The 25,915-nt window shown below is 31.4% G+C and carries 19 protein-coding genes and 3 tRNA genes; 11 read left to right on the forward strand and 11 right to left on the reverse strand.

What is annotated here, in order from left to right:
* Positions 1–59: 59 nt before the first annotated feature.
* From dinD to DPIF8902391_RS05975, 8 genes are all read right to left on the reverse strand, one after another.
* The gene (dinD, locus tag DPIF8902391_RS05940) at positions 60–899 is read right to left on the reverse strand and encodes a DNA damage-inducible protein D (RefSeq protein ID WP_172505299.1); all 840 of its coding nucleotides are present in this window, start codon (positions 897–899) and stop codon (positions 60–62) included.
* Positions 900–958: 59 nt separating this feature from the next.
* Positions 959–2,149 (reverse strand): restriction endonuclease subunit S, encoded by a 1,191-nt coding sequence (locus DPIF8902391_RS05945; RefSeq protein ID WP_172505300.1) that lies wholly within the window; start codon positions 2,147–2,149, stop codon positions 959–961.
* 1 nt (position 2,150) lies between these two features.
* Positions 2,151–3,665, reverse strand: coding sequence for a type I restriction-modification system subunit M (locus DPIF8902391_RS05950; RefSeq protein WP_172505301.1), 1,515 nt, complete (start codon positions 3,663–3,665; stop codon positions 2,151–2,153).
* A gap of 262 nt (positions 3,666–3,927) precedes the next feature.
* Entirely contained in the window at positions 3,928–4,515 is a 588-nt protein-coding gene (locus DPIF8902391_RS05955) for a restriction endonuclease subunit S (protein WP_172505302.1), read from the reverse strand.
* Between the two features lie 698 nt (positions 4,516–5,213).
* Positions 5,214–5,287, reverse strand: a tRNA-Arg gene (locus DPIF8902391_RS05960).
* A gap of 30 nt (positions 5,288–5,317) precedes the next feature.
* Positions 5,318–5,392: transfer RNA gene (locus DPIF8902391_RS05965), tRNA-Pro, on the reverse strand.
* Between the two features lie 15 nt (positions 5,393–5,407).
* Positions 5,408–5,491: transfer RNA gene (locus tag DPIF8902391_RS05970), tRNA-Ser, on the reverse strand.
* Between the two features lie 100 nt (positions 5,492–5,591).
* On the reverse strand, positions 5,592–7,640 hold the full coding sequence (locus DPIF8902391_RS05975; protein WP_172505303.1) for an HD family phosphohydrolase: 2,049 nt from the start codon (positions 7,638–7,640) through the stop codon (positions 5,592–5,594).
* Between the two features lie 95 nt (positions 7,641–7,735).
* On the opposite strand from DPIF8902391_RS05975, the gene DPIF8902391_RS05980 reads away from it, so the two are divergent.
* Both DPIF8902391_RS05980 and DPIF8902391_RS05985 read left to right on the forward strand, forming a co-directional pair.
* A complete protein-coding gene (locus tag DPIF8902391_RS05980) occupies positions 7,736–8,911 on the forward strand; it encodes an acetyl-CoA C-acyltransferase (RefSeq protein WP_058886298.1) in 1,176 nt (391 codons plus the stop codon).
* A gap of 30 nt (positions 8,912–8,941) precedes the next feature.
* Positions 8,942–9,769 carry a C40 family peptidase gene (locus tag DPIF8902391_RS05985; protein ID WP_172505304.1) on the forward strand — a complete coding sequence of 276 codons (828 nt, stop codon included), beginning with the start codon at positions 8,942–8,944 and terminating at the stop codon, positions 9,767–9,769.
* 93 nt (positions 9,770–9,862) lie between these two features.
* Here DPIF8902391_RS05985 and DPIF8902391_RS05990 read toward each other — a convergent pair whose 3' ends face one another.
* Together DPIF8902391_RS05990 and gyrA are read right to left on the reverse strand one after the other, a co-directional pair.
* Positions 9,863–11,098 (reverse strand): tetratricopeptide repeat protein, encoded by a 1,236-nt coding sequence (locus DPIF8902391_RS05990; RefSeq protein ID WP_058885694.1) that lies wholly within the window; start codon positions 11,096–11,098, stop codon positions 9,863–9,865.
* Between the two features lie 18 nt (positions 11,099–11,116).
* Complete coding sequence (gyrA, locus tag DPIF8902391_RS05995; RefSeq protein WP_172505305.1) at positions 11,117–13,657, reverse strand: DNA gyrase subunit A; 2,541 nt, start codon at positions 13,655–13,657, stop codon at positions 11,117–11,119.
* 302 nt (positions 13,658–13,959) lie between these two features.
* On the opposite strand from gyrA, the gene DPIF8902391_RS06000 reads away from it, so the two are divergent.
* Positions 13,960–16,509, forward strand: a complete 2,550-nt coding sequence (locus DPIF8902391_RS06000; RefSeq protein ID WP_172505306.1) for an ATP-dependent Clp protease ATP-binding subunit — start codon at positions 13,960–13,962, stop codon at positions 16,507–16,509.
* Between the two features lie 211 nt (positions 16,510–16,720).
* Positions 16,721–18,112, forward strand: a complete 1,392-nt coding sequence (locus tag DPIF8902391_RS06005) for a TlpA family protein disulfide reductase (RefSeq protein WP_172505307.1) — start codon at positions 16,721–16,723, stop codon at positions 18,110–18,112.
* 83 nt (positions 18,113–18,195) lie between these two features.
* Here the strand turns inward: DPIF8902391_RS06005 and DPIF8902391_RS06010 are convergent, their stop codons facing one another.
* The gene (locus DPIF8902391_RS06010) at positions 18,196–18,660 is read right to left on the reverse strand and encodes a DUF4442 domain-containing protein (protein ID WP_058885698.1); all 465 of its coding nucleotides are present in this window, start codon (positions 18,658–18,660) and stop codon (positions 18,196–18,198) included.
* Positions 18,661–18,864: 204 nt separating this feature from the next.
* Here DPIF8902391_RS06010 and DPIF8902391_RS06015 point away from each other — a divergent pair, with 204 nt between their 5' ends.
* The 7 genes from DPIF8902391_RS06015 (at position 18,865) to pdhA (ending at position 25,912) form a co-directional block, all read left to right on the forward strand.
* Entirely contained in the window at positions 18,865–19,314 is a 450-nt protein-coding gene (locus DPIF8902391_RS06015) for a DUF4870 domain-containing protein (RefSeq protein WP_198912918.1), read from the forward strand.
* 18 nt (positions 19,315–19,332) lie between these two features.
* Entirely contained in the window at positions 19,333–19,677 is a 345-nt protein-coding gene (locus DPIF8902391_RS06020; protein ID WP_058885700.1) for a PadR family transcriptional regulator, read from the forward strand.
* Positions 19,670–21,358 carry a PspC domain-containing protein gene (locus tag DPIF8902391_RS06025; protein ID WP_172505308.1) on the forward strand — a complete coding sequence of 563 codons (1,689 nt, stop codon included), beginning with the start codon at positions 19,670–19,672 and terminating at the stop codon, positions 21,356–21,358. The genes DPIF8902391_RS06020 and DPIF8902391_RS06025 overlap by 8 nt, the downstream gene beginning before the upstream one ends.
* 380 nt (positions 21,359–21,738) lie before the next feature.
* Positions 21,739–23,025 carry a DUF445 domain-containing protein gene (locus DPIF8902391_RS06030; RefSeq protein WP_172505309.1) on the forward strand — a complete coding sequence of 429 codons (1,287 nt, stop codon included), beginning with the start codon at positions 21,739–21,741 and terminating at the stop codon, positions 23,023–23,025.
* Between the two features lie 35 nt (positions 23,026–23,060).
* On the forward strand, positions 23,061–23,753 hold the full coding sequence (locus DPIF8902391_RS06035; RefSeq protein WP_172505310.1) for a M15 family metallopeptidase: 693 nt from the start codon (positions 23,061–23,063) through the stop codon (positions 23,751–23,753).
* A gap of 341 nt (positions 23,754–24,094) precedes the next feature.
* Positions 24,095–24,775 (forward strand): hypothetical protein, encoded by a 681-nt coding sequence (locus DPIF8902391_RS06040; protein ID WP_172505311.1) that lies wholly within the window; start codon positions 24,095–24,097, stop codon positions 24,773–24,775.
* 141 nt (positions 24,776–24,916) lie between these two features.
* Complete coding sequence (gene pdhA, locus DPIF8902391_RS06045; RefSeq protein ID WP_058885705.1) at positions 24,917–25,912, forward strand: pyruvate dehydrogenase (acetyl-transferring) E1 component subunit alpha; 996 nt, start codon at positions 24,917–24,919, stop codon at positions 25,910–25,912.
* Positions 25,913–25,915 lie beyond the last annotated feature (3 nt).

The raw sequence follows: 25,915 nt of genomic DNA on the forward strand, positions 1-25,915 counted from the left end.
TTATTTTTTTTCTTTTTCATAGCTTTTGGTAATGTTTTTTTGCTTTTTATTTCGAAAAATTATTTCAGCTTTTTAGGATTTTTTAAACTTTTCTTTTCATCGCTTTTTAAGCGTCTATCAATTTTACTTATATCTTCTTCAGGCGGAAGATTTTCTGGTTTTATGCCTCGTGATATTAAAGTATTACGAACAGATTTATTATTTGTAATATGTTCTTTAGAAATAGAACTCTCCGTTTTCATATTATTCTCCCTTGCGTTAAAAATGGTGATTTCAGTAGCAAAATCTTTTGCTTTTAACAATATAGTAGGCATAAAATCAGCTAAAGGCTTATTTTTATTAACACCCCATTTATCTTTCATTTGCTGAGTAGATTTCCCAAACAATGCCGTATCTCCTTTGCTACGTATGGTTGCAAAATTTTTGTTACCTCCAGTTTGTTCAAAAATTACTTGTGATAATTCTTTCTCTGTCGATTTTAACTTTTCTCTTGCTTGTACACGCTCATGTTCTAATATTTTTTGCTCTATCAATTCTGCTTTACGAGTTTGAACTGCAAAATAACGTTGTGCAAATGCAATGGTCTCTTTACGAGGGTCTCCGTTTTGAGTTATTAAGTAACAAGCGTATCTTGTTAGCATAATATCAGGGATTTCTTTTTTTGCTCCTTTAGGCATTTGTATCGTTTTCCCGACGTCGGCAAAATGATTCTCTATTAATTCTCCTGAAAGCTCACAAGCAGTTTTTGCTTTAGAAATTACACTCTGAAAATTATCCCATTTTGAGTACGTTAATAAATGTTGTAAATCTCTTGCAAACCAAAATTCTATACCTTCTGGCGTTTTATTGGCGTGTGATTCAAAATTTTCTGTAAGACTATGTATAATTGATGTTTTCATTAGTACTATTTTAGGCATACCATTTTCCCGACAGCGGGAAAATGGTAGCTATTATAATTTTAAAGTTTTACACGTTTTTTTCCTGTTAATAATTGTTGCATTAAGCCTTTTTTCTGATTTTTCAATTGTAATAAATAGGCTTTCTTTTCTGATATTTCAATATCTGATAAATCTATTATTTTTGATATTGCTTTTTGTTCGGATAATGATGACGGAGCATTAAATTTTATAATTTTTAAATCTTTAAATTTACACATCCAAGTATCACTAACCATTCCTTGTGAATTTCGATAAAATTTATGAATCATATCATCTAATTTAAATAGATGACTAAAAAAAACTGAATCACAATTTTCTTTAGGATTTAATATCGTATAAGCAGGACTTACAATACCTTCAAGATTTGATAAAGCACTTCTACCTTGCCACATTCGCATTGTATTGTAACCAATATCCCCCTTACAAATTCTTTTATATTTTGATTTATTAGAATTTGAAGTATCTTTTTTATTAGAATTATCTTGAGGATAAACACCTTCTTTACCTACTGATAATAATTCTAAATCTTCTAAACCTGTTTCTTTTCGTTCTGTAAAATAATCTCCTAAATTATTTTCCTCCCATTGTTCACTAAACCCTGCCAATCGTTTTTTACCCGATAACAATTCTTGCATAAGCCCTTTTTTACGAAATTGTAATTTTTCTATAAGACTTTGCGTGGTTTCGATAGCTTCATCCCATGTCGATAAGATTTTAGCTATTTTTTCTTGCTCTTTTAATGGGGGAAGATGAATAGGTAAAAGACTATATTCTTTGCTGTTAATTCCTGGTTGTCCACTTCTCACAGACATAACAGAAACCCATTGATTATAAAAACTAGATTCTGTAAAAAGTTTTAAATAATAAGGCAATAAGATAGTTTTATCTACTGAAAACTTAATTAAGAAACCTGCATAAACTAATTCTCCATCTTTTTCTTGATACAAGTACGACTTTCCTGTAGTACTTCCAGTACGAACAAATAAAATATCATCTTTTTTTAAAATAAAATCTTCCCAACCTTTTTCATTAACTGATGTTAATTTATTAGGACTAAATCTTCCATAATCGTCAATATCAGTAATCCTGATGTATCTTGGTAATTCTTCATTAAATTCTACAGCAGCAGCATTAATACCATAACTTGGTTTTTCTTTACAGCAATCACCAAGTATTATATTATTCCAACTATTAATTTTTTCGATACTCATCTTAATATCCCATTTCATTAAGATAAACCTCCATTTGAGATTCTACTTGGTTTAATTTTTCTTTTAATGCAACTATTTCTTTTTGGGTTTCTGCAATATTTACAGGTTCTTCTTCTACAAAAGTATCAACGTATCTTGGTATGTTTAAGTTGTAATCGTTTTCTTTTATTTCTTCTAAGGTTGCAACGTAGCTGTATTTGTCAACGGTTTTCCATTCAGAAAAGGTGTTGTAAATTTTGTTTACATCTTCTTCTCTAAGTTTATTTTGGTTTTTTCCATTTTCAAAATCGTTACTAGCATCAATAAATAATATGTCTGTATTAGTTCCTTTATTTTTATCAAAAATTAAAATAGATGCAGGAATCCCCGTACCAAAAAATAAGTTTGCTGGTAAACCTATAACGGCTTTTAAAAGATTTTCGTCAATCAGTTGTTTTCTTATTTTCCCTTCACTACTTCCACGGAATAACACACCGTGAGGCAATATAACCCCCGCTTTTCCATGCTGGTTTAGGGTTTCTATCATGTGCGTAATAAAGGCGTAATCACCTTTACTTTTTGGCGGTACACCTCTATGAAAACGCCCATACCTGTCTGATGAAGCGTCTTCTGCTCCCCATTTATCTAAAGAAAATGGCGGATTTGCTACAACGACATCAAATTTCATTAAGGTATCATTTTCCACTAATTTAGGCGAATTAATCGTGTCGCCCCATTGAATATTTGCATTATCCATTTCATGCAAAAACATATTCATACGAGCCAGCGCATAAGTAGAACCGCTTACTTCTTGTCCGTTTAAAGATACGTTTGTATTTCCAACTTCTTTGGCAACTTTAAGCAATAATGAACCAGAACCACAAGTTGGGTCAGCAATACGGTCTCCCGCCTTTGGTTCTACTAATTTTGCTAATAATATTGATACTTCTGATGCTGTATAAAATTCTCCTGCTTTTTTCCCTCCACCAGCGGCAAAGTTTGAAATTAAGTATTCATAAGCATCACCAATAACATCATTTTCCTCAAGGTTTGAAGGTCTTAAATCTAGGTCTTGAAAATCTTTTAAAAGATGCTGTAAACGTCTATTTCTGTCTGTTACTTCTCCTAAATTGGCTTCACTATTATAATCAATATTACGGAATACCTTTTCTAGTTTGGTTCTATTTGCATCTTCTAAAGCTTCTAAACCTATATTTATAATATCTCCAAGATTTTTTTGATTACGTTGCGCATATAAATATTCAAAAGATGCTTTTTCAGGCAATGCAAAACGTTCATGTTTAAGAGCTCTATCAATTCTATCCTGATTTCCTTTGTATTTAATTTCGTAGGCTTCTTTTTTCTCTTTATTTACATCTGAAATATATTTAATAAAAAGCATTGTAAGTATGTAATCTTTGTATTGTCCTACATCTATTGTTCCTCTAAAGGTGTCGCAGGCTTTCCATACTTTGTTATTTATATCTTGTTTTGATAATTTACCTTTACTTGTGTGTGACTCTATTAATTTACTCATTTTGTTTTCTTTTTAAAAGAGCGGTAAATAATACCGCTCTTTATTTGATGTATTAAATATTTAAAAATACACGCTATATTTTCGGAATAGCCTGTGTAAGTCCGAGTCTAAATATCTTTATTTTGATATGTGATAAGATTGGTATATTTTTGTTTTTCCACAAACATTGTTTTTATCAGTTCGGTGACAAGCCACTGAGTGTAAACAATACCAACTTAAAGTCTTTAATTCGACCAGTTTTAAAGACTTTTTTTTATGTCTTTTATATTTTTGATTTATTCGTTAATAACTCATTTAAAATTCCTTTTTTAAGCGCTCTTTTTTTTTCAAGTATCTGGTTAACGATACTTATTTCCTTATCTAATAATTTCTCAATATTTACAATTTTATTTTGCGCTTCTAATGTTGGCAATGGTATTTCTAAATCTAGCAACTCTTTTTTTGTTATAGATATTATTGATGAACCAGAACCCAGTAAAGTTAATTCGTATTGTTTTTGACTAGAATTAAGTATAGAAGCCAAATAATGACCGTTTACTTTAGTTGCATCTGTTCTTATAATATAAAATAATGATGATGGCATTACCACTCCAAAACTTTCTTGATATGCCCAAGCAAATATTCGTTGTCCTTTACCCGCTAATATAACATCGTTCGGTTTCAATAAAAATTTACTATCTTTATCTTTCAACTTAACAAAACTATTTTCAAACAAAGTTGGATTAAGGTATTTATCAAAATGACTAGAAGTCAAGTACTTTACATCGCCTTTCATTTCTTTCTTTTGATAAAGACCAAATTGGACCGCTGCAATATCGCCAAGGTTAGTTATTAAAATATCTTTGTACATGTCTTCTAATTTTATACAAAGGTATAAATATTTTTCAGAAAACCAACTTTAAATTTAATTTTATTTTATTGTAGCGTCTTTCAGATCCTAAAATATCTTGATTTTATTGAGTTATACTTAGAGTATTTACAGGATAAATATTTTTAAATTTCAGCTGAAAAAAATATAAAAGAAAATAAGAAATAGCATCCGCCAACCTGAATTTAGTTCAGGTTCACATGCTGATTTGTCGTATTTATTCGCTTTTTTCTTGATGATTTTTGTCAATTCGAGTGATTTTAATGACTAAAAGGAATTAAAATTATATCGAGAATTTGAATTCTTTTATATTAATGAATTTTAATTGACTTGACTATTAAATAAGTTCTCGATACAATTTTTTTGAAGGAAAAAATTACTCGAACTGACAGTTTCTTTAATTTTTAACAGGCTCTAACAATTATGCTTAATTTATGTAACTCCCCAATAATTATGCTTGATCCAGAGTTTACTAAAATTATAATAGTTTCTCAAATTATTAAAATTAGCAAAAATGCCTAGCCCCGATTGAAGCAATTGTTTGAGCTCTTTTTTGTTTTTCCTTTTAAAAACAAAAAAAGCGAGTGCGGAAAGCGGGAAATTGCTTCAAAAAAAAATCCTGATACAGAACAGAAACTAATAAACAACAAAAAACCTTACTATTTCTAGTAAGGTTTAAGTGAGCCCTGGAGGATTCGAACCTCCGACCGCCTCCTTAGAAGGGAGGTGCTCTATCCAGCTGAGCTAAGAGCCCGTAGTTTTAAAGTTGCTACGTACAACTGTGTCGGGGTGGCAGGATTCGAACCTGCGACCTCCTCGTCCCAAACGAGGCGCGATGACCGGGCTACGCTACACCCCGAGTAGTCATCTTTTGCGGAGAGACAGGGACTCGAACCCTGGAACCAGTTACCCGGTTACAGATTAGCAATCTGCTGCATTACCACTCTGCCATCTCTCCTGAGTGATTCAAAAACTATTAAAAGTAATAGTCTCGAATTGCGAGTGCAAATATATAACGAATTAAAAGATCTCACAAGTTTTTTTTGAAAAAAATTTAATCATTCTGGATACTCTACACGTAAATGATAGATACTCATTAACTTACTCTTAATAATTTTTTTTATTTTTTCGATCTCTCTAAAGGTAATATCTGAATTTACGAACTGATTATCGTTTTTTTGCTTTTCAATAATTTTATCGATTAAATTATCTATCGATTGCGCTGTTGGTTCTTTTAAACTTTTTGAAGCCGCTTCGGCAGCATCACACATCATTAAAATAGCCGTTTCTTTTGAAAAAGGAATCGGTCCTTGGTATTGAAACTTTTTAATATCAACAAATCCTTCAGGGTTGTTCTCTAATTCTTGCTTGTAAAAATAATAGGTAACTGTTGTTCCGTGATGTGTTCGAATAAAATCAATGATTCTGTCTGGTAATTTATGCTTCTTTGCAATTTCAATTCCTTTAATAACGTGTTCTAAAATTATTTGGGCGCTATCTTTTGCTGATAAATCATGATGCGGGTTTACCCCTGTCGATTGATTTTCGCCAAAATATAACGGATTTGCCATTTTACCAATATCATGATACAACGCACCTGTTCGTACCAACATAGAGTTTGCACCTATTTCATTGGCGGCTGCTTCGGCTAAATTTGCCACCTGCATAGAATGCTGAAAAGTTCCTGGCGCTTTTTCATTTAAATCTCTCAATAAGGTTGAATTGGTGTTTGACAATTCTAATAAAGTAACATCAGAAACCAATCCAAATAATTTCTCATAAAAATAAATAAAGAAAACCGCTAAAAAAGACAGCAATCCGTTGGCGGCAAATAAACCAAAATAACCCCAGTTTATTTTATCGGCACTTCCTTCTTTTATAATCGAAAAAGCAAAATAAGTAATCATATAAATTAAGGTAATTCGCCCAATCGATATAAATAAACTCGCACGTTTATAAAGTTCTGAAATCGTTAATATGGTTACAATCCCTGCAATAATATGTAAATAGATAAATTCAAAGCTATTTGGCACTATAAAACCTAGTAACAATACGGTTAGCACATGAGTAAAAAAACCCAATCGGGCATCAAAAAAAGTTTTTAGTATTATTGGTAAAATACTCAGCGGAACTACATACAAAAAACCTGAATTGTATTTAACCACTAGCGTTTGCGCTAAAATCATTAAAAAAACATTCAAAAAAATAAAGGTTACTTTATTATTATCATTAAAAATTTCTAAACGGTATTTTTCTAAAAATAATAATAACATTAACAATGCCAATGCCACTAAAATAGTGTATCCGAAAACAATCCAATTATAGTTTGATTTTGTTAAAAGCTGTGCGCTAGATGCCTTTTCGTACGATTTTAAAATTGTTAATTTTCTGCCAGTAACAATATCACCTTTTAAGAGCATTAATTCACCTTTAGAAATTTTTCCTTTAGCATACGAAATTTTCTTTAAAGCCTCGTTTAGCTCCTTGTCGCTATATTTAGTGTCAAACACTACGTTTGACTGTATAACAGCTGATAAATGACTTAAAAGAATGTTTTGATTAACACTATTAACTTCGGATGTGTTTTGTGAAATAAACTTCAATACATCTTTTGATTGTAGTAATTTTGAAAAAGGAATTTCAGCAATCGAATTGCCTTTTCGTAAAAAAATAAGTTCGTCTTGAGTGGCTTTTTTAATACTCGAATCATCTAAAAATCCGTAGTTATAAATTTTATGAATAACAGCCTCCCCTATTTTTTTTAGAAATACAATATCATTAACCGCAAGCGAATCTGCAAGCATAATTTTACTATTATAAGCCTTTAATACACGTGGCACTACTTTTTGATTGCACACAAAATATTTTTTAACACTCGCTTTAATTTCATTCGTTTCTTGACTAATTTCAAGGCTTGTTTTTTGAATAGCAAAATCAAAAGGAGCATATAAATTGTCGTATTGCCAAGGTTTTGCTTGGGTATATTCATATTTAAACTGCCCTCGTTTAGGGAATAAATAGACAATTGCCACTACCGAAATTAAAAACAAGAGTATTTTATAAATAATCGCATTATTCTTGTATAACTTATTTATGAAATTGTTCATTTTGTATGTTTAAATATGTAAATATAACCTTTCTCTATTATTTGAGTGCTTATTATAAAATGGTTATTTTAGCAGAAGAAATTATACGAAAACATATGAAAGAAGTAGTTATTGTATCAGTAGCAAGAACACCAATAGGTAGTTTTTTAGGTTCTTTATCAAGCATACCCGCGCCAAAATTAGGAGCAGTGGCAATTAAAGGTGCGCTCGAAAAAATAAACTTAAATCCTGCCATGGTAGAGGAGGTTTTTATGGGGAATGTAGTTTCGGCAGGTGTAGGACAAGCGCCCGCACGTCAGGCAGCAATTTTTGCAGGAATACCTAATACCGTGCCTTGTACTACCATAAATAAAGTCTGTTCATCAGGAATGAAAGCAATTATGTTAGCCGCACAAACAATTGCTTTAGGCGATGCTGAAGTTGTGGTTGCCGGTGGAATGGAAAACATGAGTATGATTCCGCATTACCAACACGCCCGAACAGGTAATAAATTTGGTTCGATTACCCTTGAAGATGGTTTGCAAAAAGATGGTTTAGTTGATGCTTATCAAAAAGTAGCCATGGGTGTTTGTGCCGATGATTGTGCTACACAATATGGTTTTTCAAGAGAGGATCAAGATGCTTTTGCTATAGAATCGTACACCCGTTCTGCAAATGCCTGGAACCAAGGAAAATATGCCGATGAAATTGTACCAGTAGAAATACCTCAACGCCGTGGCGAACCAATTATTTTTTCTGAAGATGAAGAATATAAAAACGTAAAAATGGAAAAGATTCCTGCTTTACGTGCTGCTTTTACCAAAGAAGGAACGGTAACTGCTGCAAATGCTTCTACTATTAATGATGGTGGAGCAGCATTAGTTTTAATGTCTTTAGAAAAATCTATCGAACTAAATTTAAAGCCTTTAGCTAAAATAAAAGGGTATGCCGATGCTGCTCACGAGCCAGAATGGTTTACAACAGCGCCTGCAAAAGCGTTACCAAAAGCCTTATCAAAAGCAAATATTTCAATTGATGCTGTTGATTATTTTGAATTAAACGAAGCGTTTTCAGTAGTTGGCTTGGCAAATATGAAAATTTTAGACCTACAAGCCGATAAAGTAAATGTAAACGGAGGAGCGGTTTCTTTAGGGCATCCTTTAGGTGTTTCAGGAGCAAGAATTGTTATTGCTTTAACATCAATATTAAAACAAAAAAACGCCAAAATTGGTGCAGCAGCTATTTGCAACGGTGGTGGTGGTGCTAGTGCAATCGTTATTGAAAGAATGTAATATTTTTCAACCTTAAAAACTCGTAATATTATGTTTTTCGGAATTTGTAATTTAAGTAGTATTCCTATGCGTTTTGAAGCTAGTGATGCTTCTGAAATGGTAAATCAAGTGCTTTTTGGTGAAGCTTTTAAAATACTAGAAAAAAAAGACAATTGGACTAAAATTGAATTGGCTTTTGATAAATATCAAGGGTTTATTGATACCAAACAATACCAAGAAATTAGCCAAGAAATGTATCATAATTTAGCATCCGAAGAACCTAAAAACTATTCGGGTAGTTTTGTTAATCTTGTTAATTTTAAGGATTTTGACGATAATTTTAAAGATAAAAATTCTCAATACAAGCAACAAATAAGTATTCCTTTAGGTGCAAGGCTTCCTTTTTTAAAAGATGGAGAATTTAATATCAACCAAAAAAAATATTCTTATAGCGGTGAAATTTATGATAAAAAGAAAGCTGTTGCTAAAACAGCACTTTTATTTCTAAACATACCGTATTTATGGGGCGGAAAATCTGTTTTTGGAATTGACTGTTCGGGGTTTACACAAATGGTTTACAAATTAGCTGGCTACAATTTATTACGCGACGCTAAAGACCAAGTAACCCAAGGCGAAACCTTAAACTTTATTGAAGAAAGCCAAGCAGGCGATCTTGCTTTTTTTGACACCTCTTTTAATATTTCTGCCGATCAAAAACCAGCAAAAATAACACATGTAGGAATTATTTTAGAAAACAACACCATTATTCACGCACACGGAAAAGTTCGTATTGACACCTTAGATCATCGTGGTATTTACAATGTAGATTCTAAAAAATACACACATCAATTAAGAATTATAAAACGATTTTTAAAATAAATTACTTCAAAAAAAGGCATAAAAAAACCGAAACGTTAAAAGTTTCGGTTTTTTTTGTAGTAAAATAGTTACTCATTAACTTTTGTTAAAATACTATCTCATTGCTTTATACAAGGTTCTATATTGAGTTGCTTTGGCTTCCATTTCTAAAACTTCATATAAGTTCATTAAGGTTTTAACAGTATCAACAGACCTTTTAATTGTATCTGCTTTTTCTAAAAATGGCAACGCTTCTTTATAAACTTCTTTTTGTTCTAACGCTAAAGCATCGTACTTTTTAAAGTTATTAAGATTCTTGTTCATCGCATCAACAATTGCTTTATCTTTATTTAATACAACAACAGCTAAATTCATATAAGCATCTCCGTACTCAGGATTTAACTCAATGGCTTTTTTGTAATATTTTTTAGCATTATCTACCATACCTTCATTGAAGTTAACTACTCCTAAGTTATAGTATAATGTTGGGTTTTTAGGATCTAAAGCAATCGCTTCTTTCATTAATTCCCCAAATTTATCCATTTGTTTAAGCTTGATATACATATCAGCTTCGTTTAACAATAAATTTAAATCTTTTGGATTTTCTTTTCTTGCCTCTGCTAACGCAGCTATAGCTTCATCGGTTTTTCCTTGTTCTTTTAACAATAATGCTACATTTTTAACAATAGTAGCCGATTTAGATGCTGTTGATTTATTTTCAGGTTTGATATATTGCTTAGACCTAACCATTAAATCTCTTTGCTTCTTAGACCCTAAGTTTTCAACTTTACCTGTTAATTTATTGGTTGCTAAATATTGAGTTTCAATACCTGTATAACCAATTTTACGCAACTCTTTGTAGTATTTAATCGCGGCATCATATTCGTTTGCCTGTGTTGCAGATATTGCTGCGTTGTAAGCAAAAGAAGTATCTTTAGGGCTTAATAAATAGGTTAAATAAAAGTTTTCAGCAGCATTTTTATAATCTTTTTTATTGTTATAAAAATCAACCGCTTTTCCTGAAACTTCTTGAATCATAGTATTCAAAATAGGCTTCGCTTTTTCGGTATATTTGGTTTTACCCATTGCTAATAAACTATTTAATGCTGTTGCAGCATTTTGATAGTCTTTTGTAGCAGCCAATGCTTTTCCTTTTAAAAAGTAAAATTTAGAAGTGTATTTACTTTCTCCTTTAGCTATTACTAATTTTTCAGCAGCATTTAACGTAGTAATTGCTGTTTTATAATCTAACTTTTTTATCGCTTTCTCTGCTGTTTTTAACTCTGATTTTTGAGCTACTAAACCTAATGATACTAATCCTAAAGAAAGTGTTATTAATTGTTTTTTCATTGTAGTACTTATTTATTGTTATTCTTGATCTTCGTTTGTGTTGTTTTCAATTTCCGTGCCAGTTTCAGATGCTACTTCGCCTTGAACTTCCGTTTCTTCTTGCTCAACCTGTTCAACCTCTTCTTCACGCATTACTTTTGCTACTGCGGCAATGCTATCATTTTCTTTGATGTTAATTAAACGAACACCTTGTGTTGCACGTCCCATTACACGTAAATCTTCAACAGCCATACGAATGGTAAGCCCCGATTTGTTAATAATCATTAAATCATTTGAATCATCTACGTTTTTAATCGCAACTAAATCACCTGTTTTTTCTGATATATTTAAAGTTTTCACTCCTTTTCCACCACGGTTTGTTACACGATAATCTTCTAATTTAGATCGTTTACCATATCCTTTTTCAGAAACAACTAAGATATTACTATCCATGTCATTTACGGCAATCATTCCTATTACCTCATCTTTATCATGCTGTAAACTTATCCCACGAACTCCTGATGCAGTTCTTCCCATCGGACGCGTTTTAGCTTCTTCAAAACGGATAGATTTACCCGATTTTAAAGCTAACATTACTTGACTATCACCAGTAGTTAATTTTGCTTCTAAAAGCTCATCACCTTCTTTAATTGTAATGGCATTAATTCCGTTAGTTCTTGGACGAGAATACTGTTCTAAAGAAGTTTTTTTAACCTGACCTTTTTTAGTAGCCATAATTACGTAACGACTGTTGATGTACTCTTCATCTTTTAAGTCTTCAGTAACTAAAAATGCTTTTACTTTATCATCAGGTTCAATGTTGATTAAGTTTTGCATCGCTCTACCTTTGGTATTCTTTCCTCCTTCGGGGATTTCATACACACGCATCCAGAACACTTTTCCTTTTTGAGTAAAAAACATCATATACTGATGATTTGTCCCTACAAATAGGTGCTCTAAGAAATCTTCATTACGAGTCGTTGCGCCTTTTTGCCCACGTCCGCCTCTATTCTGAACTTTATATTCATCAAGATTGGTACGTTTTACATATCCTGCATGCGAAATAGTAACGACTACTTTAGAGTTTGGTATCATATCTTCGATACGCATATCGCCACCAGCATAATGAATTTCAGAACGACGTTCATCTCCATATTTATCTCTAATATGGATTAGTTCATCGGTAATTATTTGATAACGTCTTGGCTCATTGGCTAAAATATCTTTTAAATCAGTGATCGTTAACATAATTTCATCAAACTCACCACGTAATTTGTCTTGCTCTAAACCAGTTAATTGACGCAAACGCATTTCAACGATGGCTTTTGCCTGAATTTCCGTTAATTCAAAACGCTCAATTAAACTCTCACGAGCTTGATCACCATTTTTAGAGGCACGAATAATTTTAATTACCTCATCGATATTATCCGAAGCAATAATTAATCCTTCTAAAATATGCGCTCTTGCCTGTGCTTTCTTTAATTCAAACTCAGTTCTACGAACAATTACTTCGTGTCTGTGTTCAACAAAATAATGAATTAATTCTTTTAAGTTTAACTGCTCAGGACGACCATTTACAAGTGCAATATTATTTACACTAAATGAGGTTTGTAATTGGGTATATTTGTATAATTTATTTAATACAATATTAGGAATTGCATCACGTTTTAAAATATAAACGATACGCATTCCGTTTCTGTCAGATTCATCACGAATATTCGCAATTCCTTCTAATTTTTTATCATTAACTAACTCGGCAGTTTTTTTAATCATTTCTGCTTTGTTCACCTGATACGGAATTTCAGTAACAACAATACATTCTCTTGCTTTTACTTCTTCAAAACTAGTTTTAGCACGCATTACAATACGACCTCTACCAGTATGAAAAGCATCTTTAACACCTTCATAGCCGTAGATAGTTCCTCCTGTAGGAAAATCGGGCGCTTTGATGTGTTCCATTAACTCATCAATTTCAATGTCTCTATTTTGAATATAAGCAATCGTTCCGTTTACAACTTCTGTTAAGTTGTGTGGTGCCATATTGGTTGCCATTCCTACTGCAATACCTGACGCTCCGTTTACTAATAAGTTAGGAATACGGGTTGGTAATACGGTTGGTTCTTGTAGGGTATCATCAAAATTTAAACGATGATCAACAGTATCTTTTTCAATATCCGCCAACATATCTTCGGATATTTTTTGCATTCTTACCTCGGTATAACGCATTGCTGCCGGAGAATCTCCATCAACAGAACCAAAGTTACCTTGCCCATCAACCATCATATAACGCACACTCCAGTTTTGTGCCATACGAACCATAGAATCGTATACAGAAGTATCACCGTGTGGGTGATACTTACCTAGTACTTCCCCTACAATTCTTGCAGATTTTTTATATGAACCTGTTGCTTTTATACCTAGTTCGTGCATACCGAATAAAACTCTTCGATGAACTGGCTTTAACCCATCTCTTACATCTGGTAATGCTCTTGATACAATAACCGACATCGAATAATCGATATACGCTGATTTCATTTGCTCTTCAATGTTGATCGGAATCAACTTTTCGCCATCTGCCATATATATTTCTTTAAAATATTAGTTATCATTTTTATAAAGAAATGAACTTTATACCTTATAAAATTCATTTACAAAATACGCTAAAATCAGCTGTATTTCTTAAAACATTGCAAGATACTACAAAGCCTTCTTTTATACAAAAATTATACTTATTGTTTTAACCAACGATATTAATGGTTTTTAAACATTAACAACGTATATTTAACACCACAGAATCACTAAAAAATATGCGCTAAAAAGTAGTGGCATATTTTTTGTTATTTTTAAGAAGAAAAAACGTAGTAACTATACAAATTAATTTTATGGAAGATAATTTTTCACCACAAGTTAGAGATGTAATTACTTTCAGTAAAGAAGAAGCCTTACGATTAGGGCATGATTTTATTGGAACAGAACATTTACTGCTAGGTTTGATTAGAAAAGGAGACGGTAAAGCCATCGAAATTTTAACTACTTTTGATGTAGATTTAGAATTGATGCGTAGTAAGTTAGAAAAACTAAACCCAACTACACTATCAATCGAAAACCTCGAAAAAAAGAGCTTACATCTTACAAGGCAAGCAGAAAAAGCGATAAAAACAACTTTTTTAGAGGCAAAGTTATATCAAAGTAATTCAATAGATACAGCACATTTATTATTATGTATTTTACGTAATGAAAATGATCCTGCAACAAAACTACTTCAAAAACATGATGTAAGTTATGAAATTACGAAAGCTCTTTACAAAGAACTTCATATAGAAGATAATTTTTCTTCTCCAACTGCCGAAACACCTTCAGAAGATGCCCCTTCTGGTCAAGGCTCAAATCCTTTTGGGCAAGGTTCAAAGGCGAAACAAGCAAAAATTTCTAAAACCCCTGTTTTAGATAATTTTGGTCGTGATTTAACGGCATTTGCTATTGCTGGAAAATTAGACCCTGTTGTTGGGCGTTTAAAAGAAATTGAACGTGTATCGCAAATTTTAAGTAGACGAAAAAAGAACAATCCAATGTTAATTGGTGAACCTGGTGTTGGTAAATCAGCAATTGCAGAAGGATTAGCCTTACGAATTGTAGAACGAAAAGTATCTCGAATTTTATTTGACAAAAGAGTTGTTTCTTTAGATTTGGCTAGCTTAGTTGCCGGTACAAAATACCGTGGACAGTTTGAAGAGCGCATGAAAGCGCTAATGAATGAATTAGAAAAAAATGACGATATCATTTTATTTATTGATGAAATTCATACCATTGTTGGTGCAGGAGGTGCAACAGGTTCTTTAGATGCTTCAAATATGTTAAAGCCAGCCTTAGCGCGTGGCGAAATTCAATGTATTGGAGCTACAACTTTAGATGAATACAGAACAAATATTGAAAAAGATGGCGCATTAGAACGTCGTTTTCAAAAAATAATTGTTGAACCTACAACTGTTGATGAAACAGTACAAATTTTACACAATATTAAGGGTAAATATGAGGCGCATCACCAAGTATCATTTACCGACCAAGCTATTGAAGCTTGTGTAAAATTGACGAATCGTTATATGACAGATCGTTTTTTACCTGACAAAGCTATTGATGCTTTAGATGAAGCAGGGTCAAGAATTCATATAACAAACATTGTAGTACCTCAACAAATTTTAGAGTTAGAAGCTAAGTTAGAAGAAATACGCAAGCATAAAACAACCGCAGTAAACGGGCAAAAATATGAAGAAGCAGCAAAACTTCGTGATGACGAAAAGAACATTGAAACAGCCTTAGTATCTGCTGAAAATCAATGGGAAGAAGATTCTAAACTAAACCGAGAAATTGTAACTGAAGACAATGTTGCTGAGGTGGTTTCTATGATGACAGGAATTCCTGTAAACAGAGTTGCTGAAGCTGAAAGCCATCGTTTAGCCGATTTACCTAACATGATTAAAGGTAAAGTTATTGGGCAAGATCAAGCGGTTACCAAAGTAGTTAAAGCAATTCAACGAAATCGCGTTGGTTTAAAAGATCCTAACAAACCAATTGGTTCATTTATCTTTTTAGGTTCTACAGGGGTTGGAAAAACACAATTAGCAAAAGTTTTAGCCCGTGAATTATTTGATTCTGCCGATTCTTTAATTAGAATTGATATGAGTGAATATATGGAGAAATTTGCTATTTCTCGTTTAATAGGAGCGCCTCCAGGATATGTAGGGTATGAAGAAGGTGGTCAATTAACTGAAAAAGTTCGTAGAAAACCGTATTCTGTAATTCTTTTAGATGAAATTGAAAAAGCACATCCTGATGTTTTTAACATGCTTTTACAGGTTTTAGATGACGGGCATATTACCGATAGTTTAGGGCGTAAAATTGATTTTAGAAATACTATTATCATTATGACATCTAATATTGGTGCTCGTAAAGTAAAAGAATTTGGTAGCGGTGTTGGTTTTGGTACAGCCTCTAAAAAAGACCAAGAAGATGCCCACGTAAAAAGCATTATTGAAGGAGCTTTAAAAAAATCGTTTGCTCCTGAATTTTTAAACAGAATTGATGATGTAATTATTTTTAACGCCCTAGAACGTGAAGATATTCATAAAATTATTGATATTGAATTAGAAAAATTATTAGCTCGTATTGCCGATTTAGGCTATAAATTAATCTTAAGCGAAAAAGCAAAAGATTATATTGCCGATAAAGGTTTTGATAAAAAATACGGTGCACGTCCTTTAAAAAGAGCTATTCAAAAATACATTGAAGACGCTTTAGCAGAAGAAATTGTAAATTCTAAACTAGACGAAGGCGATACTATTTCGATGGATTTAGACACAGAAAGCAATACACTTGTTATTAATATTGAAAAAGGAATCAAATCAGAAGAATCTCGAACAGAGGTAAAAGAATAAAATAATTGAAGAATTCAACTAAAAACTCCTAAGTATTTACTTGGGAGTTTTGTTTTAAAAGCTATCATTACCATTAAAAAAGCTACTTATAACTAAAATATATCAAAAAAACAAAATCTGTAGTAAATATATTACTAATTTCTTTTGATAAAAAACCTAAAAAAAGTAACTTTGACCCTTTAAAAACCTTCAATCACATAAACCGTAAACGATGAAAAAAATACTGCTTTTAGCACTAATAGGAGTTAGCATTATTTCCTGTAAAGAAGAAAAACCTAAGCCTGTAAAAGATTATCTTGTTTTATCTGGAAAAATTGAAAATTTCAAAAAAAGAGACGTTACTTTAAATGGGTTTAACTTTAACAAAAAAATAAAATTCAATAAAAAAACAGGAACTTTTTTAGATACTTTAAAAATTAGTAAAGAAGGTTATTATACGCTTATAGCAAATAAAAAACCTATAAAATTATACCTTTCTGATACTGTAAATACCAAAATTATTTTTGACTACAAAAATAACACGAGTATTAAATTTGAAGGAGGCAATGCTAACATCAATAATTACTTTGTTCAAAAAGGTAAAAAATTTAGTGAAATTTTAATAAACGCCAACAACTTGTTTTCATTAGAAGAAGGTGATTTTTTAGAAAAAATGAATCAATATAAGGAAGCATTAATTACCTTATCTATTTCAAATAATTTACCTACCAATTTTTTAAAGAAAGAAGTTAAAAATATTAACTACGAATATTTAAGAAATTTAAGTAATTATCAAGATTTTTACGCCACTTTAACCGAAAATGAAGAGTTTGCAGTTTCAAAAGATTTTCCAAACCCACTTAATGGTTTCAATTATAGTAGCGATGAAGATTATGTAAATTCATATGCATACCGTAAAATGCTAGAAACGCAATTGGACCTTTTAGCGAAAGAAAAAAATGAAGAAGGAAAATGTTACTATTTAACCTATCTAGAAACTACACACGCGGAGGTTAATAGCAGTATTGCTAAAAACGATTTATTATATAAAAATGCAAAAAATGGCATTACTTTTACACCTCATTTAAAAGAATTTCATGATAAATTCATTGCATATTCTACCAATGAAAAACATAAAAAAGAAATTTCTAAAACTTACAATATTTTAAAAACAACAGCAAAAGGACAACCTGCTCCAAAATTTTCAAATTTTGAAAACTATAATGGCGGAACAACTTCTTTAGATGATTTATTAAATAAAGGTAACTATTTATATATTGATGTTTGGGCAACTTGGTGTGCATATTGTAAAAGAGAAATTCCTTTATTAAAGAATTTAGAGGAAGAATACCACGGAAAAAAATTAACGTTTGTAAGTATTAGTGTTGACGATAAAAAACAACATGAAAAATGGAAGCAAACAATAATTGACCGAGAAATGACAGGAATTCAGTTATTTAGTGGTAAAAAACAAAATGACTTAGAATGGGCTCAAAAATTCTTAATTAAAGGATTGCCTAAGTTTATCATTATTGCGCCTGACGGAACAATTGTAAGCCCAAATGCACCTGCACCTTCTCAAGGAGAAAAATTAACAAATATATTTGATGAATTAGGAATATAATTTCTAGTCTTTCAAAAACTCATAAAACTCAAAAAAACCGCAATTAGTTGCGGTTTTTTTTTGATTAAAATTACGATATATAATTAAATGGCTTTTGATTTCACTTTTAAACTCCATTCAAATTCAAATTTTGATACCGAAACACCTTCTTTATTAATTCCTTGTGAAGTTACTAAAACAGTTTGCCCCTCGCCTGTTTCAACTGATTTTTGAATTGCTTTTTTTATTGCCAATCCGTCATTGCATGAAAACTGAATTTTTCCCGTTGCTTTTTTGGTAAAAGTTGCATTCATATTAGTTACCAACATGGATACTTTTCGGTTTGATTCCTGAATAGCTTGTATAACCAAAATACCTGTAGACAACTCCGCTGCCATTCCTTGAACTGCCCAAAACATACTGTTAAAAGGATTTTGGTTTATCCAACGATGTTTTACCGTTACGGCTGATTTTTCTTCAGAAATAGACTGTACTCTAATTCCGCAGATATATGCCGATGGCAGTTTGAACAAGGTAAATAAATTTATTTTTCGAGGTGTAAATTTCATTTTATCTTAATATTTAAACGCAATTTACTTCTTTTCTTTTAAAGTCAACAAAAACAACAACTTCAGGTATTTTATATCTCTACTCAAAAAATAATAACACATTTACAAATGTTAAAAAAATGTTAAATACAGTACTATGCATTACAAAGTACCTTTTAAAAGATATATATTTGCATAGTACAGTAGTATTTAAAACACACCATTATGCCAAATAACGAAAATACCAATGTTTTTTTAATACATTTATCCGCTTTTACTGGATATTTTTTTCCATTAGGAAATATTATTGCGCCTTTAATTTTATGGCAGGTATTTAAAAGTGATACTTTATTTTTAAACAACCACGGCAAAGAGGCTGTTAATTTTAACCTTAGCTATACCTTATATCTTTTTATAACAAGCACCGTATTTTTTTTATTTTTAAGCTTGTTTTTTTTCGGAAACGTTATTATAGATATCTATAACAAACCCTCATTTAATTTTGATACAAACCACACATACTTCAGTATTTTTAGTATCATCGGCTTATTTATTAGTGGGTTTTTAATGCTGACCATTTTTATAAGTAGCATCGCCTTAATTATTATCGCTTCCATAAAAGCGAATAAAGGAGAAGAATATCAATACCCTTTTAGCATTAAATTTATAAAATAACCTTAGAAACCATCGTATATGAAAATTGAAAATACAAAAGCACAAATGCGAAAAGGGGTTTTAGAATATTGCATTTTATCTATTTTACAAAATGGAGATGCCTATACTTCTGAAATACTTCTAACATTAAAAAGTGCCCAAATGATTGTGGTTGAAGGAACAATTTACCCCTTACTAACACGCTTAAAAAATGCAGGTTTACTAAGTTACAGATGGGAAGAGTCAAGCTCTGGACCACCACGAAAATATTATGTTTTAACAGAAAATGGGGGGCTTTTTTTAAAAGAATTAAACAAAACTTGGGGGAATTTAGTGAACGCTGTAAATTTAATAACTACTACAAAATCAACTAAAGATGAATAAGACAATAAACATAAACTTAGGCGGATTCTTCTTTCATATAGATGAAATTGCTTATCAGAAATTAAACTATTATTTAAAGGCTATCGCTAATTCTTTAAATGATGATCCGCAGGGTAAAAATGAAATAATTTCAGATATTGAAGCACGTATTAGTGAACTTTTATCTGAAAAAATAACAGATGTACGCCAGGTTATTAATGAAAATGATATTGAACAAATCATTACCATTATGGGGCAACCGGAAGATTATTCGGAAACACAAGACACTTACAGCGATGATTACTCTTCTAATTATAAGGCTAAAAAAGGAAGTGTTAAAAAATTATTTAGAGATGGCGATGACAAGTTTTTAGGCGGTGTTTGTTCGGGTATTGCGCATTATTTTAATATTGATGTTATTTGGATTCGACTTGCTTTTATCATTTTAGTTGCTTCTGGTTTTTCACCTTTAGCCTATATTATTTTATGGGTTTTATTGCCCGAAGCAAAAACAACTTCTGAAAAATTACAGATGCAAGGCGAAGCGGTAAATATTGATACTATTGAAAAAAAAATTCGCGACGAGTTTGAGTCTTTATCCGAAAAATTAAAAGATGGGGCTAGTGAAATATCTGATAAATTTTCAAGTGCCGACTATGAAAAAATTCGCTCACAAACAAACTCTAAACTACAAGATTTTATAGGTATAATAGGTGAAATTTTACGTGTATTATTTAAAATATTTGGTAAATTTATAGGGATATTATTAATTTTTATTGCTGCTAGTACTATACTTGCGTTATTATTTGGAGCATTTTCAATTGGTAGTTTTGAAATTTTAAATGTTGATAACGATTTTGTACAGTATCCGCCGTTTTTTTATGAAGCTATGTTGCCTAAATGGTTGTTAGCAATTTCATTATTTTTATTGATTGGAATTCCGATGATGGTATTATTCATATTAGGATTAAGAATATTATCTCCATCAGTTAAAAAATTAAATACAACAACTGTTTTCATCTTATTAGGTGTTTGGTTACTGTCGTTATTTTCGATTGGTTTTTCAGGTATTGAATACGCTACAACGCATGCTTATAATGGTGCTAATGTGAATAAACACACGATTAATTACACCAAAGAACAGCCTTTAAAAATTAGCGTTGTTAATGATGATAACATGTATTACAGCCATAATTTAAGCAATAGAAATAACGCTGAAAATGTAATGGTTAATGATATTAAAATGAAATATTCTAACGATATAAATATTGATGTTCGTAAAAGCGAAACTCAGGTTGCTTATATCGAAATTAAAAAAACATCCGAAGGTAAAAAACGCAAGCAAGCAAATGATAACGCGCAGGCAATTCAATATAATTTTAAGATAGTAAATAACAGTATTATTTTCGATGCCTTCTTTTTAAGTGCTTATAAAAATATATGGAAAGACGAAGAAATTAAAGCAACTGTTTATATTCCTGAAAATACAATAATTTATTTTGAAGATTCAGCTGGTAAATTTATTGACGACATTAAAAACACTCAAGATATTTATGACCGTGACATGGCAAATCATCATTTTAAAATGACTTCGAAAGGTTTTGAATGTACTGATTGTAACTCTTCTAATAATTATAATGATGATAATAATAATTACGATAATGATAATGATGATAGCCATGATGCTAATTCAGATTTATAGAATAACACGATAACTAATATTTTTTTACTAAAAGTCTGTTTAAAAATTAAATAAACTGTCAGTTCGAGTGATTTTTTTCCTTCAAAAAAATTGTATCGAGAACTTTTTTGTATAAAATTCATCAACATAAAAGAACTCAAATTCTCGATACAATTTTAATTCCTTTTAGTCATTAAAATCACTCGAATTGACAAGAATTATCAAAAAAAGCTAAAAACTACGGCAAATCAGGATGCGAAACTGAACTAAATTCAGTTTGACGGATTCGATTTCTAATTTTTATGTTACAATAGTTTTTTAGATGAAATTTAAACAGGCTCTAAGCCAAAACGTTACTGTTTTGGCTTTTTTATGTTTAAAAACTTATTTTTACATAAAAAATGAAATTACCAAAAAAAGGCGCACTTTCTTTAGCCATCGCAACCCTTGGGATGCTGCTGCTAATCGCAGGTATTAAAACTGAATTTTTAACACATATCATCTGGCATATTTTATTAGCTGGTTTTGAGGCTGCCGTAGTTGGTGGCTGTGCCGATTGGTTTGCGGTACGGGCATTATTTGCCGAAATTCCTATTCCGTTAATTAGCAAACACAGCAATATTATTGTTAAATCAAGGGCTAAACTTTCTAACGGTATTGTTGATTTGGTTTCTAACGAATGGCTTTCGAAAGAAAGTTTAGCCGATAAAATAAAATCGGTTGCTATTGCCGATAAAATAGTAGCGGCGCTGAAAGAGGAAAAAAATGTATCAAAAATCATTCATTTTTTACAAGATATTTTATTGCAATTTTCAAAAAATACCGATTTTTCAAAACTTACACCCTATTTAGAAAAAATGCTAAAAAAAGAATTACAAGGCATCGAGCTTGGTAAGCCTTTAGGTATTTGGCTACAAAAAGCACTCAAAAACCAAGAACATTCTGAACTTTGGAAGGTTGCTTTATCGAGTGTTTCTAAAACCATTAATAGTGATGAAACTCGCAACATGCTTGTAGAAAATATTGCAAACCAATCTGAAAACCTAAAAAAAGAAAGTACGTTTAAGCTTATTGCCGTAAAAACAGCTCAGAAATTCGGCGGATTAAACAATGAAAGCATAGCTGATAAACTAGTAAAATCAATCAATGATTTATTAGACGAAATAGCAAAAGACAAACAACATCCGTTGCGTAAAAGATTAGAAAATGAACTGCTAGATTTTGCTCAAAAATTAGAAATTGGAAATTTAAACGCACTTGCTTCAATTCAAAATATGCAAGAAAAATTAATCGGCAATATTGAATCAAAAAGTATTGTTTCAAAATTAGTAAACTCACTACAAAATAAATTACAAGAACAATTAAACGATGATAAAAGTGTTTTTATTGAGTTTATCAAACAAAAATCTACCCAAATAATAAGCGATTTTTCTAAAAATACCGAGCTTATTGAAAAAGCAGATGCTTCTTTAAAAAAGCTATTGGTTAGTACAATTCATAAAAATCATCATTTAATTGCAAACACGGTTTCTGAAAGTTTAGAAAACCTAAACAACGAAGATTTGGTAAAACAAATTGAAGATAAAGTGGGTGATGATTTACAATATATTCGACTTAATGGCGCAATTGTTGGAGGTGTCGTTGGAATGATATTATATATCATAAAAACAACAGTTTTAAACCTGTAATTTTTACAACAAAACAAATTACTTATTTTTGCTTAATGAAACAACTATTTTATTTATTAGTATTTTGTTCTTTTATTGCTAACGCACAAAAAAAAACACTTACAAAAGAACAACAAAAACTTCCTAAAAATTTTTCGTATTTAAAAGATATTGCGCCTACAATTAAGCAAGAAATGCGCTATTGTTCTAAAAATAATTTTGTAGGAACTTCTATAAATGGCTACCAAGAAGCTGTACTTATAGGAAGCACAGCGATGGCAAAAGCGCTAAAAAAAGTCCAGGAGAATTTATTAAAAAAAGGATTGAGTCTTAAAATTTTTGATGCCTATCGTCCGCAAACCGCGGTGAATCATTTTGTAAAATGGGCACGTGTTATAAATGACACATTAATGAAACAAGAGTATTATCCTACAATTAATAAACGGCATTTATTTCAAAAAGGTTTTATTGCTTCAAAATCAGGGCATTCTCGTGGTAGCACTGTTGATTTAACAATTGTTGATCTAAAAACAGGCAACGAATTAGATATGGGAAGTCCTTTTGATTTTTTCGGAATATCCTCAAATGTTTCTTACCCTAAATTGACTAAAAAACAGCTAGAAAATAGAAAATTATTACAAGCTGTTATGAAGGCGCATAATTTTAGGGCGTACCATAAAGAATGGTGGCATTTTACCCTGCGTTTTGAACCTTTTCCTAAAACATATTTTAAATTTCCTGTTCAATAAATTAAATACTAAGAGCCTGTTTAAATTTCATCTGAAAAAAAGTTTTATCACATAAAAATAAGAAATCGCAGCCTGATTTTCCGTAGTTCTCCTGTTGATGTGATACTGAAATAAATTCAGCATGATGTTTACTATTTTCTTACTATCGAAAAATATACAAAAAAAGCAAAATGCCTAGCCCCGATTGTAGCAATTGTTTGAGCTCTTTTTTATTTTTTTCTTTTGAAAAATAAAAAAAGCGAGTGCGAAAAGCGGGAAATTGCTTCAAATAAATATGTTTTAACGCTTTATTGAGAAATACAAAAAACGACGGCATTATATTTGCTCAGATTTATTTTGATATGATAAAACAAACAATACATTTTTTTATAGTAATTTTTGCAGTAAGTATAAGCTCGCATGCTTTTGCACAACTTGATGCTTCTTATGGAAATAAGAAAAATAATACCGGTGCATTTGGTCGTATTCCTACTGCTGCTAAAGAGCTAAAAAAACCAACATCGTTAGATTTTAAAAATAATAACGGTTTTAAAAACGCACACAGCAAACAGCAAAAAGAATATGAAAAAAAACAAGCCAAAAGTGCTTTTGAAAATAAAGGGATTTTAACAAAAGCGAAAATTGCAGAAGAACAATATTTAAAAGCTTTTCAAAAGATAAATGGACGCTATGTGTACCCTATTATTGATCAAGATTTAGGAAGTTTTACCACAAAAGATAAAAGTGTTACCATTATTTGTAGAGATTTTCAATATCCTGATGGCGATAAAGTGACTATTTTAGTCAATAATATTCCGGTGGTTACAAACTTAATTCTTCAAAAAAGATATCAATCTTTTAAAATATCGCTAGATCAAGGAATTAATACCATAAATATTTTAGCGCTAAACCAAGGGAGTTCAGGACCAAACACTGCTGGTTTTAAAATTTATAACGCCAATGGAGCACTAATTTCGGCAAATCAATGGAACTTGGCTACAGGTGCAAAAGCGACTATTATTATTGCCAAACAAAAGCAATAATTTAAGCGGTTTTAAAAATAAAAAAACCTGTGTGTAAATTTTAACAAGAACTTTTTTAAAATTACTAAAAACTACTTACTTTTGTAGTTGCGTTTTAAGACAAGCGCAACAAACAAACTTTAAATAAACAACTAATATATAATGAATAAAATCACTAAAGAAACCTATATCAACTGGTATAGAGACATGCTTTTCTGGAGAAAGTTTGAAGATAAGTTAGCCGCTGTTTACATTCAACAGAAAGTAAGAGGGTTTTTACACTTATATAACGGTCAAGAGGCTGTTTTAGCAGGTGCATTGCACGCAATGGACTTATCTAAAGATAAAATGATTACCGCTTACCGTAACCACGTACAACCAATTGGTATGGGGGAAGACCCGAAACGTGTAATGGCAGAATTATATGGTAAAGTTACTGGTACCTCTAAGGGTATGGGTGGTTCTATGCATATTTTTTCGAAAGAACACCGTTTTTATGGTGGTCACGGAATTGTTGGTGGTCAAATTCCATTAGGAGCTGGTTTGGCTTTTGGTGATAAATATAAAGGGAATGATGCCGTAACATTATGTTGTTTTGGTGATGGTGCTGCTCGTCAGGGTTCATTACACGAAACTTTTAACATGGCAATGACCTGGAAATTACCTGTAGTATTTATTGTTGAAAACAATGGGTATGCTATGGGAACTTCTGTTGAAAGAACTGCAAATCATACCGATATCTGGAAACTTGGTTTAGGATACGAAATGCCTTGTGGACCTGTTGACGGAATGAATCCTATTAAAGTTGCCGAAGCTGTAGATGAAGCTATTCAAAGAGCGCGTCGTGGTGAAGGACCAACTTTCTTAGAAATGAAAACCTACCGTTATAGAGGACATTCAATGTCGGATGCTCAACATTATCGTACAAAAGATGAAGTTGCTGAGTACCGTAAAATTGACCCTATTACGCAAGTATTAGATATCATTAAAGAAAATGAATACGCTTCTGCTGATGAAATTGAAGCGATTAAAAAAGAAGTAAAAGAATCGGTAAGTGAATGTGAAAAATTTGCGGAAGATTCTCCATATCCTGAAGTAAGTCAATTACACGATATGGTATATGAACAAGAAGATTATCCATTTATAAAATCAAAGTAAACC

The organism is Tenacibaculum finnmarkense genomovar ulcerans (genome assembly GCF_900239495.1).
Lineage (GTDB): Bacteria > Bacteroidota > Bacteroidia > Flavobacteriales > Flavobacteriaceae > Polaribacter > Polaribacter ulcerans.